The sequence below is a fragment of the Bacteroides sp. f07 genome (assembly GCF_042854785.1).
GTDB lineage: Bacteria > Bacteroidota > Bacteroidia > Bacteroidales > Bacteroidaceae > Bacteroides.
Window position 1 is genome coordinate 2,359,955 of the sequence record NZ_BAABXI010000001.1, and the last position, 15,678, is coordinate 2,375,632.

Sequence of the window (15,678 nt, forward strand, 5' to 3'; positions counted from 1 at the left end):
TGAATATTATAATAAACCAATTAATCAAAACACAATGAAGAAAATTTTATTCACTCTATTATGCTCCCTCTTTCTTTTCACCGCCTGCTCCGATGACGATGAAAGAAGTGAAGCAGCCCCCTATCTCCGAATACCGGAGATAGCCCAATCGCTGCATTACTTGAAAGACGTTCAAAGGGAAAACATAAAAATAGAAACGAACTGTGAAGACTGGACTATCACATCTGATAAAGACTGGTGCGACGCGCACCGTATCAGTAGTAATCCGCAGATGTTCCGTTTGGCATTGGACGAAAACAATGAACTGAACCTGCGTGAAGCCAAACTTACCCTGAAAGCAAGCGGAATTACAGAAACAATCACAGTGAAGCAACTCGGAACTCAACCGGCTATCCTCGTAAGTCCTGAAAAACTGGATAACCTATCCGACACAAAAAATAATTATGAATTGGTAATCACTACGAATGTGTCCAGTTTCAAATGGGATATTCCTGAAGAAGACAAGACTTGGCTTTCAATAAGTGAAGCACCGATGGAAGACCTTACACGCACCATGATAGACAGCAAGTACATACTTACTGTACAAAGTAATATCGAAATGAAAAAGCGTTCTTCTACCATCATATTCACAGGTACAGGAAACGAAGAGGAACATCCTACGGCAGAGCTTCCCATTACTCAAAGGAAACGTTCTACAGACGCGGGAGATGTTGAGGTTGGAGAAGATATAAAAATTAAGCCAGGTAACGCATGGGCAAGTTCGGAACATCCTAGCCAGCCAATCAAGAACTCATACGACGGAGCACTGGGAAATGACGCACCTTATCATACACATTGGTTTGACCCCATTGAATTCCCCGTAATCCTGGAATTCTATTTTGATGGAACACAAGATATGGACTATATCGTGTATTACGCCAATAACAACAATAAATTCAAGAAAGTGAAAGTGTATTATCTTGATAGCAAAGATATTATTTCTTTCAATCAGGATAGCGAACGTCCTACAACCTCTCCATCAACAGGTAAAAAATGGATAGAAGTAAACAAAGAATATACACTACAAGAAACACAAAGTGCCCAAAAACTTATTCTGCCGGAACGCTTGCAGCAAGTAACGGGTATTAAGATAGCAGTGGAAGAATCATACGGAGCAGGTGCCGCCTGTAATGAAATGGAATTCTATCGCAGCAATGCTTCCCATCTTGATGCACAACTATTGGGAGTTTTCAAAGACATCACCTGTTGCGAGTTGAATGACAATGTTACAGACGATGACATAAACAGCCTGCCCGGATACTTTGCACAACTGGCTTTCCAAATCAAGGAAGGGACTTATACCGACTGGGAAAAGAAATTCCGTATCCAGGATTACAATCCATACAGCGATGTATTCCAAACAGCCGATGCCATGTTAATAAAGAAATATGGTAACCAGGATAACATTACAGGCATACATGTAGAGGCAGGAGACAACATCATTGTATTGGTAGGCAATACACATAATAATGAAATCTCTCTTCAAGTACTTGGAGAAGAAACAGTCAATAGTGATAACGGAGCGTATGTACAAACAGAATCTCCTACCACAGCTCAAACGATTCAACTGACCAAAGGAGTCAATAAGGTCGCAATAGATAAAACAGGTATGCTCTTTATCTTATATACAGCCGATCCTACCAATGCGCAAAACCAACCTATCCGTGTACATATCCCTTATGCAAGCGGAAAGGTCAGTGGATTCTTCGATTTGGAAACGGATAAAACAGACGCTAAATATACAGAACTACTTGATAAGGCAAATTACAAATACTTCGGTGTACGGGGAAAAGAAATCATATTCTACTTCCATACATCGGAACTAAGGAAAGTAGCACCTAACAATATTGTGGCAGCTATTAACTTATGGGACGATATTGTCGGTTGGGAGCATGAGATAATGGGCTTTAATGGTGACTTACGCAAAAAATATAATAATCATATCTTTGCCATTTCACCCGAAGGCAGCTATATGTGGCAGTCTGAATACAGAGTAGGATTTGTATATACCTATCTCGAAAATATCCTGTTGCCTGAAAACGTAAAAGCAAAAGAAGACAATGCCTGGGGACCTGCGCATGAAATCGGACATATCCATCAAAAAGCGATTAACTGGCCGGGATGTTCCGAATCATCCAACAACTTATTCTCCAATTATGTCATCTACAAGATGGGGAAATATCATTCACGGGGGTATGGACTTTGCCGTGTCGCAAAGACACGATTCGTAGACAATGATCCATGGGTTACATTCGGAGAAGCTACGCATCAAAATGAGGATACGGAAATACATATGCGTATGTACTGGCAATTATTCATCTATTATCATCTATGCAAAGACAATAAAAACTTCTGGCCTGAGGTATTTGCCAAGATGCGTGAAAAATATGCCGGAGTTTATACGGAAAGTAATCCGGGTAAATCACAAATGATGTTTGTAGAAGCCGTATGTGAAACAGCTAAGGAAGACTTAACCGATTTCTTTGACTTTTGGGGATTCTTCACACCAGTAGATGACCTAAAAATCGAACAGTACGGTACATTCACCTACACGGTTACAGAAAGTATGATTAATACAACGAAATCGAGCATTTCCAAGTATAAGAAAGCGGCTCCTATCCAGTATATCGAAGACCGGAAGAAAGCATGGTTCGAATCGGGTCTTAACGAATATCGTGATAAGGAGTCCGGCGATGTCGGTTATTATACGCAGTTCCAAGGAACAAACGCAACATTCAATAACGATGACGTAACCGCTACTATATCAGGAAAAGAAATCACCGTAGCTTCAAATGTAGGAAACAAAGCCGTTGCATTTGAGGTCAGAAAAGGAAACAGTAGTGATGGGGAACTCGTTTATTTCTCCAACGACTTCAAGTTCACTCTTCCCGACAATATTAAAACGAGTGAAGTGAAATTATGGGCTGTTCAAGCAGATGGTGCCCGAAAGAGTATTAAAGTGAATTAGAATACCCGACTAACACAAGACACTATTATATATGAAAAAGGACTATTCCATATTTTAAATGGAGTAGTCCTTTGTTTTTAAGCCTCTTTAAAATAATATCAAAATCATTCGATAATCTTTGCATCCTCAATATCGTCATCGTTATGTGACATCGGAGTCTGTGGACGGCGGCGCGCAAACTTGAACCAGTTTATCAACTCAGAAAGCGAATAAACCAAGCTGCTGATACCGATAATGATAAATGCAGTATTGCGCACACCTGTCGGATTAAACAAAGCAACGATACCTGCAAGAAGAATCAAAACAGGAATCAGATAAAATGCTCCGGGAACAGGCATCCAGCGACGAGCCGCAGACAGAGAAGCAATCTGTTGCACACCACCCATAATCAGAATAAACCCTAATAAAAACATCAGGACATCCGCAAAAAACTCAGGCATTACAATCAACCAAAGTCCGAATAACAAGCTACCGATTCCTTCAATCGGGAAACGTGGAACGACTTCATCTTCCACCCTTTTCCGTCCGAAATAACCAAAAAGACTAATAACACCAGGAATCAAAAAAGCGACTCCCACTGTAATAACAATATAACTGGCAGCCGCATTCGGCCAAATCACCAGGACCAAACCTATCACGAGTGCAAAGAGAATACGAATAAGGGAATAATTAATTGTTTTCATAAATTCTATATTTTTTTCACCTAGTCTGTTTCAATACTTTTGCGAATATAAGTGTTTCTACTGATATATAAAAATAACAAATAAACATTGTAATAAGTTCGTAACAAATTCACTATAGCTATCGCATCTCACAATTGGACGACCAGACTGATGACAATATTTACCTTGCTGTCCGTTTGCTCCATAAAGATGAAAGCGGAAAAATAAAAGAGGAAAAATTTAGTAGTTTATCACCTTGTCGCTGTTCGAAGACGTAACATACCAATCTGTATTAGTACTCTGATCATGTGCCCAATCCGCAAACTTACCATACGCCTCTGTTATCACAGTTCTTTCTGTCGGATAAGCAAATTTATCGGGGACACAAAGAGCCCATGTATTATTGACAGCCTTGATAACCTCAAGTACATTACTATCTGCCAACTGACCGTTCGCTGTTGCCGAGTTAAATTGGTTCAAATGAACTTCCGTCCTTTTTTCGCCAGTCCCCTGATAGGCTATGAAGAAGTCTAAATTATTTGTCACACTCGGAATGGATACGGCATTTTTAAGTTTAACCGTCATCTCAAGAGTATATACATCTGTAAGAGATGTACTTGCATTTCCAGTATTCAGCATAGGACGTTGTGTGCCTGTATACCCATATACATAATGTGCATCCCCAAACAAAGGTATGACAAGTTCACTGCCATTCGTCTCATATGACGCATTTTCAAATATACGGGAAGCAGACAAGGAACCGGCTCGTTGAGTTGCGCCCGCACCAAAGTCCACCGCTTCCACATTACTCTTATTTATTCCCAGTATTCTTAATCCGGCACCCAATTGCTTCACGGCACCAACTGCCCGAAGGTCAACTGTATATTTTAATTCTTTCACTTCATTACCGGCAGTGGGCAAAGTCACGTTTAATACAATATCATTGAAATCATAGTCGCCTGCTTTCGGATAATTATCTTCGAAAGCATAAGAATAAACGGCATTTCTAATCTCTACATCGTCGGGGTTATCATCAGAATCATAACCTTCTCTTATACATCCATTTTTATCCTCATCAGCAGGAAGCAAAAAATCAGCTTTTCCCGGATTGCAATAGGTAGCGGAGTTTTGCAATCCCTTATACACCAGCCAATCAAAAGCAGACCATTCCCATTGTGCCGTACCGTGAGATGTCTGGTCTTTTATTTCGCAAATAATATTATTCGTTATTTTAAAATCGGAATATGGCAATTCTGAAACATTACCTACTATTTCATCAATCTTCAATAAAGCCTTTCCAACAGTAGGGCCAAAAATATATTTGCATAAATCAGCCTTCTCGCAAACCAACATAGACTGTGCTTCCATCTCAATCTTGCCATTACTCCCATTTCTGCTTAGTTCTCCGCAAATAGCCTCAGAAGTATGCCCCATCAGCAGTTCACCAAACTGGAATTTATTTTCGACTTTGATATGACAGCCATTTTTGATAGACGTATTATTGTTCCCCTCTATGTCTTCAGCCCCAATAAAACCATGATTCACCAACATCATGCCATTGGTAGAAGCCATATACTTATCCAATTCAAGTTCTCCATAATTATAGAATTCACCTACACCCCCATTAAAATCTAAAACCGAACAATTAATATTTCCCGCATTGTAGTTCTTGCATCCAGCAGAACCATTTGTTATTCGGATATCTCCATCACCTTTGATACTTCCACCTTTCAACACAGTCATATATGAAGCGGCAGTTAATATTAAACTTGCATCATCATCTATTTCTATTTTTCCTCCATCTTCTACTATAACCTCTGTGATATTATCAAACTGAACCGAATTGTTAATAACCCACGTGCTATTATTGGGAATAATTACTTTCACTGTCTGAGCTCCCCCACTAGTTCCGCTATTCTTAAATCCTGCTTTAAAAGTATTTCCTTCCCCAATCTTAAACCAACGCTCACTTTGGCCGAAAACAGGAAATTGGTCATAGTTACCACCCCATCCAGCGTCTGCACCAAGATCCCATCCTGGTTGTATAACAGTAGCTTCTGTCATTTTACCAGCAATAAACTCTGCTGTATAAGGAGCTTCCATGGTAGGTATTCCTCCCATTGTCACACCCCGTGACGTAGAACATGCAGATATATCTTTATCTCCGAAATAAGCTCTTACCTCCCCATTTTGAATCGTTACCGGCTGCACAAGATAATGTCCTTCCTTATCCACACGTGCAACAAATACTTTATCGAGTGCGGTCGCACAGTCCATCACGACATCTAAAGAGGCGTTTTGATTCACAGTACCTTCCGCCAACAGTTTGGCATTGCTTTCCGGATTTAACGGATTCGCATCAAATATCCGTATCGGATAATCCTCTCCCAAATCACCGTCCACCGCAACGTGCGCAGTCACACTGCGGGCCATAGTCCAATCTCCGTCAGGATCGATATTCTTTACCGGAAAAGTTTCTTCGTAAATCTGTCTCAGTTGGTCTGCGTTAAACAGGTTTTTCTCATTATCCACGCAACTGATAAAAGCGGCAGAGGTTGCCAATAACGAAAAGGTCAACGCTTTTGCAATGTTTTGTTTCATAATCTCTAAATGCTTTAGTTCGTTTTATTTATGCGAAAAATCGATCACCCCTAATATGCTGATAATCTGCCAGCAAAGATAATTGTATTTGTAGACATAAAATAAAAAAAGACCATATTTTTCTGAAGTGCCCCCTAAAAGTTAGACAAAAACTTTTAGGGGGCACTTCAATTCAATACAGCCTTCATTTTTTCTTCTTTAATCAAAAGGGGAAGATTAAAGGTAAAACAAATATCATCACAATCCCCATAACAATCTGCAATGGTAATCCAACCTTTACATAATCCATAAAAGTATATTGTCCGGCAGGCATTACCAATGCATTAGGCGGTGTAGAGAATGGAGAAGCAAAACACATGCTTGCCCCCACCGTCACGGCAAACAGGAATGGAACCGGGCTGACTCCGATTTGTATGGCACTCTGCAAAGCAATCGGCGCAAGCAATACTGCCGTAGCCGTATTACTGATAAACATAGTCATCAACGATGTCGTGAAATAAATACCTGCCATTAATGCCAAAGGCCCATAAGTCCCCAAACCATTGACCAAAGTGTTTGATATATACTCCGAAGCCCCTGTTTTCTCCAAAGCCAAAGACATGGGAAGCATGGCGGCAATCAATACGATACTTTCCCAATTAATCGTTTTATAGGCAGCTTCCACATTCCGGAAACATCCGGTCAAGACCATCAATATGCCCGCTATCATTACGGCAGTAACCGGAGCAACCGGAATAAAGTCGAATACCATCATTGCCACCATCAACACCATGATAGCGGCAGCTACCGGAGCCTTATAATCCAAAGTAACTTTAGCCGCCTCTGCCAAAGGCTGTCCTAAAACGACCCAATCGGAATCTTCCTTGCTGAGACGCGCTATGTTGTTCCACGTACCCTGCACTAAAAGAACATCACCGCTATGAATCCGTTCATTACCCAAATCCTGCAATAAATATTCTTTTTTACGACGAATCCCCAATACATTGACATTAAATAAATCACGGAATCCGGCTTCTTTGATGGTTTGGTTTATCAAATTGGATGCCGGCATTAATACTATTTCCGCAATCCCTATGTCATAGAAATCAAGAGAATTTGTTGAGCTTTTTGTTTCCTCAGTTGCATGGTCGTCCAATATTTCCAATAGATAATCCTCTGCAAACAATTGAATCTTTTCAAAGTCGCCCGTTATATATAGAATATCTTCTGCCTGCAACACAGTGTCCGGTGCCGCAAACTTCTGCGTGATAGTTTTCAGAAAACGATGCTGTGACGCATCCCCACGACGGACTTCTATAATATTAAGCCCATATTTGCGGCGGATATCCAAATCAATAATCGTCTTACCCAAAAGACGTGACTCCCCTATCACCTGCAAACGGAATAAATTACTTGAAAGTCCGTATTCATTGACCAATTGCTTCAGTGATTTACCCGAACGGGAATTGTCATCCTTCTTTCCTTTCTTGGAAAGAAACCATTTACTAAGCGGCATCAACACCAGTGTACCGACAGCTACACAAACAAGACCTACCGGCAGGAACGAGAAGAAAGAAAGCGGTTCGAGCCCGGCTGAAGTCAGTGTGTTTTGTATCACAAGGTTCGGTGGAGTACCGATTAAAGTCATCATACCACCCATACTGCTTGCGAAAGCCAACGGCATCAGCAACCTGCTCGGATTCATTCCGGCACTCATCGCCAGGCTGACCACAATAGGAAGCATCAGCGCCACCGTTCCGGTATTGCTGACAAACGCACCAATGGCAGAAGTCACCAGCATGACCAATAGAAACAGGCGTGTTTCACTCGTTCCCGCAAGTTTAAGGATACGGGAACTTATCATTTTTGCCAGCCCTGTCTGGAAAATAGCCCCGCCTACCACAAACAATCCAATCATCATAATGACTACCGAATTGGAAAAACCGGAAAGAGCTTCATCGGGGGTTAATATCTGAAAAATGAGTAAGGCCACCAACGCACAGAGCGCCACAATATCCGAACGAATCTTACCGTTCACGAAAAAGATAGCCGAAAGAACGAGAATAATAATGGTTATTAACATAAGTGTAATTAAATGATTATTTTATTCTGACTTTATCAAAGACCAATTCAGGCAGACAAAAATAGAAAATATTCCCACTTGATAAAAACAAATTAGATATGTTTTCAGTCCTAACACCAAACAAGAAACAAACAGCACCATAAGTGACTTACTAATAAGCTACATTAAGTTGATTACCGGGCACTCACTATCTTCACCACACTTCAATCAACTTAAAATGAAACAGTTATTATGAATAAAAGCCAGATTTATTGGCTTTCACCATCCTTCCCCCTTTCACTCGTAATGGCTATGACAGCCATATATATACAGCATGTTGGATATATATGGCTAAGACATTGAGTATATATCCCCAATACGCAGGGTATATATACCTTGTACCTCAACTATTAATACCCTACATATCAAACATTAACATCTGACAATTCAACAGTTAATAGCTAACAGGGAATTTGCTTATAGTATATTCTGATCAGCTATAATGAAAGTGAACCCTGCTTATAAACATCTATGAATATAAGACCATTTGCAAGGTAACACAAAAAATAAAAAAGAATCAAAGTGCAGTTTCTAATATCTTACGTGCAACAGTTCCTGTCACAGTTCCGTTCTCCCCATACTCAACACCACGCTCATTGAAACGGCGTTCGATTTCCAGGATAGTCTCCTGCCCTATGTTTTCTTCATGCAGACGGGTAGTCAGTCCCAGTGAGCGGAAGAATTCTTCTGTATTGCAGATTGCTTTATCAATCCGTTCTTCTCTCGTACCGGAAGTGATTCCCCATACTCTTTCACCGTATTGTAGCAGCTTATCACTTTTCTCTTCACGAAGCACTTGCAGAGTAGCAGGAAGAACGATTGCCAAAGTATGGCCATGAGTCAGTCCGTGCAATGCAGTAATCTCGTGACCAATCATATGAGTGGCCCAATCCTCAGATACCCCCATGGCAATAAAGCCATTCAGCGCCATGGTGGCCGAAAGCATGAAGTCAGCCATCAGTTGATAATCGTGCTGGTTCTCACGGATTTTCGGTGCAATTTCTACTAATGTTTGCAGAATACCTTCTGCCCAGCGATCCATGACGCGGCTCTGCCCCGGAGTAGTCATATATTGCTCCATCACATGTACAAAAGTATCCGCCAGTCCGCATGCCACCTGATGAGGCGGTAACGTAAAGGTTACTTCCGGATCGAGAATAGAGAATATCGGGTAATTGGCATAGAAAGGATATTTCTCTTTTGTCTCACGACGGGAAATTACCGCCCCGTTATTCATTTCCGAACCGGTAGCGGGAAGAGTCAATACAGTAGCAAGCGGCACTGTATGGGTGGCAGGACGTCCGGCAAGTACCAACTCCCAGGCATCACCGTCGTACAGGATACCTGCGGAAATCAGTTTTGTGCCGTCAATCACAGAACCGCCGCCAACGGCCAATAAATAATCTACTTTCTCTTCTTTACCCAAAGCAATCGCCTTACGGAGAGTTTCGATAGCAGGATTGGGCTCAATCCCCCAAAACTCTATGGTAAAATGATTCTTCAGCGCTTCCTTTACTTGATTATACACACCGTTTTTCTTCACGCTTCCACCGCCAAAAGTAATCATAATACGTTTGTCGGACGGAATCTCTTTAGCCAGCCGGGCAATCATCCCGTGACCCAATATCAGTTTCACGGGATTTTGAAAGATAAAATTTTCCATATCTTGTCTCTTGTTATTATTTCGGTTATAATTCACTATCCATACAAAGATACTCGAATTATCCGAAACCTTTCAGAATCAGGCAACAAATTGTTGCGCAATGGAAAGAACCATAGCCGACAGCCAAGGTTGCATATCTTCTGCCACCAATAACCAATAAAGCAATAATATAATGAAAATGGCAATAGCGATGCCTACTAAGACTTTTCTCTGTTTCATACTTGTTTTTGTTTAAAAATTCAATATTTATAAGAACAGTTCAGCTCCGAAATTGTTCTATAATCAGAAAAATGAAGGCAAAAAAGAAAAAAAGTAATATTTTGTTTGCAGTTTCAAACAAAGTGTCTATATTTGCCCCCATAAAATAACAAAAGACAATGAGAACTATATTAGTAAATACATATTGGTGGTGGCGCCCGTTACAACTCCGACAGTCGTAAGGGAGCAGTGCTCGTATGTATATACCTCATTAAAGATATAACAGATTTGAAAGAGCCCTGTCGCAGCTTGCGACAGGGCTCTTTTTATTTACCCGTTTTTGAACAAGAATCAAATAATAACATAAAAAAGATAGGATTATGAAAAGTTTTCTAGTTGACCAGGATGGCTATTACGGAGAATTCGGTGGAGCTTACGTGCCGGAGATTCTCCACAAATGTGTAGAGGAACTGAAGAATAAGTACCTCGAAGTAATTGAAAGTGAAGACTTCAAGAAAGAGTTCGACCAATTGCTACGTGACTACGTAGGACGCCCTTCCCCACTCTATCCGGCAAAGCGCCTTTCAGAAAAGTACGGTTGCAAATTGTATCTGAAACGGGAAGACTTGAACCATACGGGTGCCCACAAAATCAACAACACCATCGGACAAATCCTGCTGGCGCGCCGCATGGGAAAGAAACGTATCATTGCCGAAACGGGTGCCGGACAACATGGCGTGGCAACCGCTACCGTATGCGCACTGATGGATATGGAATGTATCGTTTATATGGGAAAGACGGATGTAGAACGCCAGCGTGTCAACGTAGAGAAAATGAAAATGCTGGGAGCTACGGTAATCCCTGTTACTTCGGGAAACATGACCCTGAAAGATGCCACTAACGAAGCGATCCGTGACTGGTGCTGTCATCCTGCCGATACTTATTATATCATCGGTTCCACCGTAGGCCCTCATCCTTATCCCGATATGGTGGCACGCCTGCAATCTGTTATCAGCGAAGAAATCAAGAAACAGCTCATGGAGAAAGAAGGACGCGATTATCCCGATTATCTGATAGCCTGCGTAGGCGGCGGAAGCAATGCTGCCGGAACTATCTACCACTATATCAATGACGAACGGGTAGGCATTATCCTGGCGGAAGCCGGTGGTAAAGGTATAGAGACAGGAATGACCGCCGCTACCATCCAACTTGGAAAAATGGGAATCATCCACGGAGCACGTACATACGTCATTCAGAACGAAGACGGACAGATTGAAGAGCCATACTCTATTTCTGCCGGACTGGATTATCCGGGAATCGGTCCGATTCATGCCAACCTTGCCGCACAAAGACGTGCCAACGTATTGGCCATTAATGACGATGAAGCCATAGAAGCTGCTTACGAACTGACGAAACTGGAAGGAATCATCCCCGCACTGGAATCGGCACATGCACTAGGCGCTTTAAAGAAACTGAAGTTTAAACCGGAAGATGTGGTTGTACTGACGGTTTCGGGACGAGGTGACAAAGACATCGAGACTTACCTAGCGTTTAACGATTAGCGACAACTGATTAATAGACAGACCATCAAAATTCAAGATTAATAAAAATGAAAACATTTAATTATACTACCCATTGCAAACAGGTGCTCGGAGATATGCATACTCCTGTCAGCATCTACCTGAAAGTGCGCGATATGTATCCGCAGTCTGCATTAATGGAAAGTTCCGATTTTCATGCCGGAGAGAACTCTTTATCATTTATTGCTCTTTGCCCGCTGGCAAACATCGGCGTAAACAACGGTATCGTAACAGCCAATTATCCGGACGGCAGCCGTACCGAAGAGCCGTTAACTAAAACATTCACTGTAGAAAAAGCCATGAATCGTTTTATCAGCCAGTTCCAAGTGACCGGAGAAAATAAAAATGTATGTGGACTTTACGGATATACCACTTTCAACGCAGTAAAGTATTTCGAGCACATCCCGGTGAAAGAAAGTCATGATGAAGAGAACGACGCAGCAGATTTACTATACATATTATATAAGTATGTCATTGTCTTCAACCACTTCAAGAATGAATTGACACTAGTAGAAATGGCATCCGAAGGAGAAGAAAGCGGTCTGCCGGAACTGGAAGCCGCCATCGAAAACAGAAATTATGCTTCTTACAATTTCTCAGTGACAGGCCCCGTCACCAGCCCTATCACGGACGAAGAGCACAAAGCAAATGTCCGCAAAGGAATTGCGCATTGTATGCGCGGCGATGTTTTCCAAATCGTAATCTCCAGAAGATTCATCCAACCTTATGCCGGGGACGATTTCAAAGTTTATCGGGCACTGCGCAGCATTAATCCTTCCCCTTATCTTTTCTATTTCGACTTCGGCAGCTTCCGTATCTTCGGCTCTTCACCGGAGACACACTGTAAAATTGAAAATGGGCGTGCATATATCGACCCGATTGCAGGCACCACCCGGCGTACCGGCAATGTTGTCCAAGACCGTGAACAGACTGAAGCGTTGCTTGCCGATCCCAAAGAAAATGCCGAACATGTGATGCTGGTAGACCTCGCAAGAAATGATCTTTCACGCAATTGCCATGATGTACGGGTACTTTTCTACAAAGAACCGCAATATTACAGTCATGTCATCCACTTGGTAAGCCGTGTCAGTGGTGTGCTGAATGAAGGGGCGGATAAAATAAAAACATTTATCGACACTTTCCCGGCCGGTACACTTAGCGGTGCACCGAAAGTACGTGCCATGCAACTAATCAGCGAAATCGAACCTCACAACCGCGGAGCGTACGGCGGTTGCGTCGGTTTTATCGGACTAAACGGCGAACTGAATCAAGCTATCACCATCCGCACGTTTGTAAGCCGCAACAATGAATTATGGCTTCAGGCTGGTGGAGGTATTGTGGCACACAGCCAGGACGAATACGAACTGCAAGAGGTGAACAATAAGTTGGGAGCATTGAAAAAAGCAATTGATCTGGCTGTAAAATTAAAGAATTAGACGGGCAACAAAGAAAATAATTTAAGCAACAATTTTACGAAGAAAATAAAGAAATGAAAATATTACTTTTAGATAACTATGACTCTTTCACCTACAACTTACTGCACGCAGTGAAAGAATTGGGAGCTACGGATGTAGAGGTAGTCCGCAATGACCAAATAGAACTTGATGAAGTGGAACGGTTCGATAAAATCATCCTGTCTCCCGGACCGGGTATACCCGAAGAAGCGGGATTGCTATTACCTATTATAAAGAGGTATGCTTCTACCAAAAGTATTCTAGGCGTTTGCCTGGGACATCAGGCTATCGGCGAGGCTTTCGGAGCACGTCTGGAAAATCTGAAAGAAGTATATCACGGGATACAGACTCCTGTCAGTATCCTTAGTCAGGATATACTTTTTGAGGGATTGGGAAAGGAAATTCCTGTCGGACGATACCACTCCTGGGTAGTAAGCCGGGACGGTTTTCCAGACTGCCTGGAAATAACGGCAGAAAGCAAGGAAGGACAAATCATGGCATTGCGCCATAAAACTTATGACGTACATGGCATCCAATTCCATCCCGAGTCCGTATTAACTCCGCAAGGAAAAGAAATTATCAAAAACTTCCTAAACGATTAAAGTTATGAAACAGATTCTATACAAACTTTTCGAGCATCAATATTTGGGACGCGATGAGGCGCGTACTATCTTGCAGAACATCGCACAAGGAAAATACAATGATGTACAGGTGGCATCACTAATCACTGTCTTCCTGATGCGTAACATTTCCGTTGAGGAATTATGCGGTTTCCGTGACGCATTGCTTGAGATGCGCATCCCGGTAGATTTGAGTGAGTTCGCTCCGATAGATATTGTAGGAACCGGTGGTGACGGAAAAAATACGTTCAACATTTCTACGGCTTCCTGTTTTACGGTGGCCGGGGCAGGCTTCCCGGTAGTTAAACATGGAAATTATGGGGCAACATCAGTGAGCGGAGCCAGTAATGTGATGGAACAACATGGTGTGAAGTTCAGCAGTGATGCGGATCAACTGCATCGTAGCATGGAGCAGTGTAATATTGCTTACCTGCATGCCCCCTTGTTCAATCCTGCTTTAAAAGCGGTCGCTCCGGTTCGCAAGGGACTTGCCGTACGCACTTTCTTCAATATGCTCGGCCCGTTGGTGAATCCGGTATTACCGGCCTATCAGCTTTTAGGGGTTTACAATCTCCCGCTGCTACGTCTCTATACCTATACTTATCAGGAAAGTAAAACGAAATTTGCCGTTGTCCATAGTCTGGACGGATATGATGAAATCTCTCTGACCAGTGAATTTAAAGTGGCAACCAGCGGCAACGAAAAAATTTATACTCCTGAAAGCCTCGGGTTCTCCCGTTATAAAGACACCGATTTGGATGGTGGGCAAACACCGGAAGATGCCGCTAAAATCTTCGATAACATCATGAATAATACAGCGACCGAAGCTCAGAAGAATGTAGTGGTTATCAACTCCGCTTTTGCCATCCACGTAATTTGTCCGGAGAAAACGATTGAAGAGTGCATTGCCATAGCCAAAGAATCGCTGGAAAGTGGACGGGCATTGGCTACTTTGAAGAAATTCATTGAATTAAACAGTTAAACATGAAAGATATATTATCCGAAATTATAGCCAACAAACGATTTGAGGTCGATCTGCAAAAGCAGGCTATTTCCATCGAACAGTTGCAGGAAGGCATCAGCGAAGCTCCGGCTATCCGCTCCATGAAACAAGCACTGGTTTCTTCAAAATCAGGTGTGATTGCAGAATTCAAACGACGTTCGCCGTCTAAGGGATGGATAAAGCAGGGAGCGCTCCCGGAAGAGATTATTCCGTCTTATGTGAAGGCAGGCGCTTCCGCCCTCTCTATCCTCACCGACGAGAAGTTTTTCGGCGGGAGCCTGAAAGACATTCGTACTGCACGCCCTTTGGTAGAGGTTCCTATTCTCAGAAAGGATTTCATCATTGACGAATACCAGCTTTACCAGGCAAAAATCGTCGGCGCGGATGCCGTGCTCCTTATTGCGGCTGCCCTGGAACTGGAAAAATGCAATGAGCTTGCAGAGAAAGCTCACTCTCTGGGATTGGAAGTCCTGCTGGAGATTCACAATTCTGACGAATTGGGCTATATCAATAAGGAAGTGGATATGGTAGGAATCAACAACCGTAATTTAGGAACTTTCTTCACTGATGTGGAAAACTCTTTCCGACTGGCAGGACAACTTCCCCAGGACGCAGTGTTGGTATCCGAAAGCGGCATTTCTGATCCCGAAACTGTAAAACGTCTCCGGGCAGCCGGATTCCGCGGATTCCTGATTGGTGAAACATTTATGAAAACCGGACAACCGGGAGAAACTTTACAGAATTTCCTGCAGGCAATATAATAAACTAATTATTCAAAACGGACAGCCC

11 protein-coding genes are annotated in these 15,678 nt (G+C 42.4%); 6 read left to right on the forward strand and 5 right to left on the reverse strand.

Annotation, left to right across the window (positions count from 1 at the left end; genetic code table 11):
• Positions 1–34 precede the first annotated feature (34 nt).
• Positions 35–3,007 carry a M60 family metallopeptidase gene (locus tag ACGHVY_RS09535; protein WP_390598645.1) on the forward strand — a complete coding sequence of 991 codons (2,973 nt, stop codon included), beginning with the start codon at positions 35–37 and terminating at the stop codon, positions 3,005–3,007.
• A 104-nt stretch (positions 3,008–3,111) separates the two neighbouring features.
• Here ACGHVY_RS09535 and ACGHVY_RS09540 read toward each other — a convergent pair whose 3' ends face one another.
• The 5 genes from ACGHVY_RS09540 to ACGHVY_RS09560 all read right to left on the reverse strand — a co-directional run bounded on the left by ACGHVY_RS09540 (position 3,112) and on the right by ACGHVY_RS09560 (position 10,253).
• Entirely contained in the window at positions 3,112–3,690 is a 579-nt protein-coding gene (locus ACGHVY_RS09540; protein WP_390598647.1) for an HdeD family acid-resistance protein, read from the reverse strand.
• A gap of 219 nt (positions 3,691–3,909) precedes the next feature.
• Positions 3,910–6,270, reverse strand: a complete 2,361-nt coding sequence (locus ACGHVY_RS09545; RefSeq protein WP_390598648.1) for an LruC domain-containing protein — start codon at positions 6,268–6,270, stop codon at positions 3,910–3,912.
• A gap of 202 nt (positions 6,271–6,472) precedes the next feature.
• Positions 6,473–8,332: an SLC13 family permease gene (locus ACGHVY_RS09550; protein WP_390598649.1), complete on the reverse strand. Its 1,860-nt coding sequence runs from the start codon at positions 8,330–8,332 to the stop codon at positions 6,473–6,475.
• A 556-nt stretch (positions 8,333–8,888) separates the two neighbouring features.
• Positions 8,889–10,034, reverse strand: coding sequence for an iron-containing alcohol dehydrogenase (locus ACGHVY_RS09555; RefSeq protein ID WP_390598651.1), 1,146 nt, complete (start codon positions 10,032–10,034; stop codon positions 8,889–8,891).
• A gap of 78 nt (positions 10,035–10,112) precedes the next feature.
• Positions 10,113–10,253 (reverse strand): hypothetical protein, encoded by a 141-nt coding sequence (locus tag ACGHVY_RS09560; RefSeq protein WP_390598653.1) that lies wholly within the window; start codon positions 10,251–10,253, stop codon positions 10,113–10,115.
• 359 nt (positions 10,254–10,612) lie between these two features.
• On the opposite strand from ACGHVY_RS09560, the gene trpB reads away from it, so the two are divergent.
• Genes trpB through trpC form a run of 5 tightly spaced genes read left to right on the forward strand, consistent with a single transcriptional unit; the run spans position 10,613 to position 15,650 of the window.
• A complete protein-coding gene (gene trpB, locus ACGHVY_RS09565; RefSeq protein ID WP_390598654.1) occupies positions 10,613–11,794 on the forward strand; it encodes a tryptophan synthase subunit beta in 1,182 nt (393 codons plus the stop codon).
• A 47-nt stretch (positions 11,795–11,841) separates the two neighbouring features.
• A complete protein-coding gene (locus ACGHVY_RS09570; RefSeq protein WP_390598656.1) occupies positions 11,842–13,248 on the forward strand; it encodes an anthranilate synthase component I family protein in 1,407 nt (468 codons plus the stop codon).
• A 53-nt stretch (positions 13,249–13,301) separates the two neighbouring features.
• On the forward strand, positions 13,302–13,868 hold the full coding sequence (locus tag ACGHVY_RS09575) for an aminodeoxychorismate/anthranilate synthase component II (protein WP_308745789.1): 567 nt from the start codon (positions 13,302–13,304) through the stop codon (positions 13,866–13,868).
• Positions 13,869–13,872: 4 nt separating this feature from the next.
• Positions 13,873–14,868, forward strand: coding sequence for an anthranilate phosphoribosyltransferase (gene trpD, locus ACGHVY_RS09580; RefSeq protein WP_390598659.1), 996 nt, complete (start codon positions 13,873–13,875; stop codon positions 14,866–14,868).
• 2 nt (positions 14,869–14,870) lie between these two features.
• Complete coding sequence (gene trpC / locus ACGHVY_RS09585) at positions 14,871–15,650, forward strand: indole-3-glycerol phosphate synthase TrpC (RefSeq protein ID WP_390598661.1); 780 nt, start codon at positions 14,871–14,873, stop codon at positions 15,648–15,650.
• Positions 15,651–15,678: the final 28 nt, after the last annotated feature.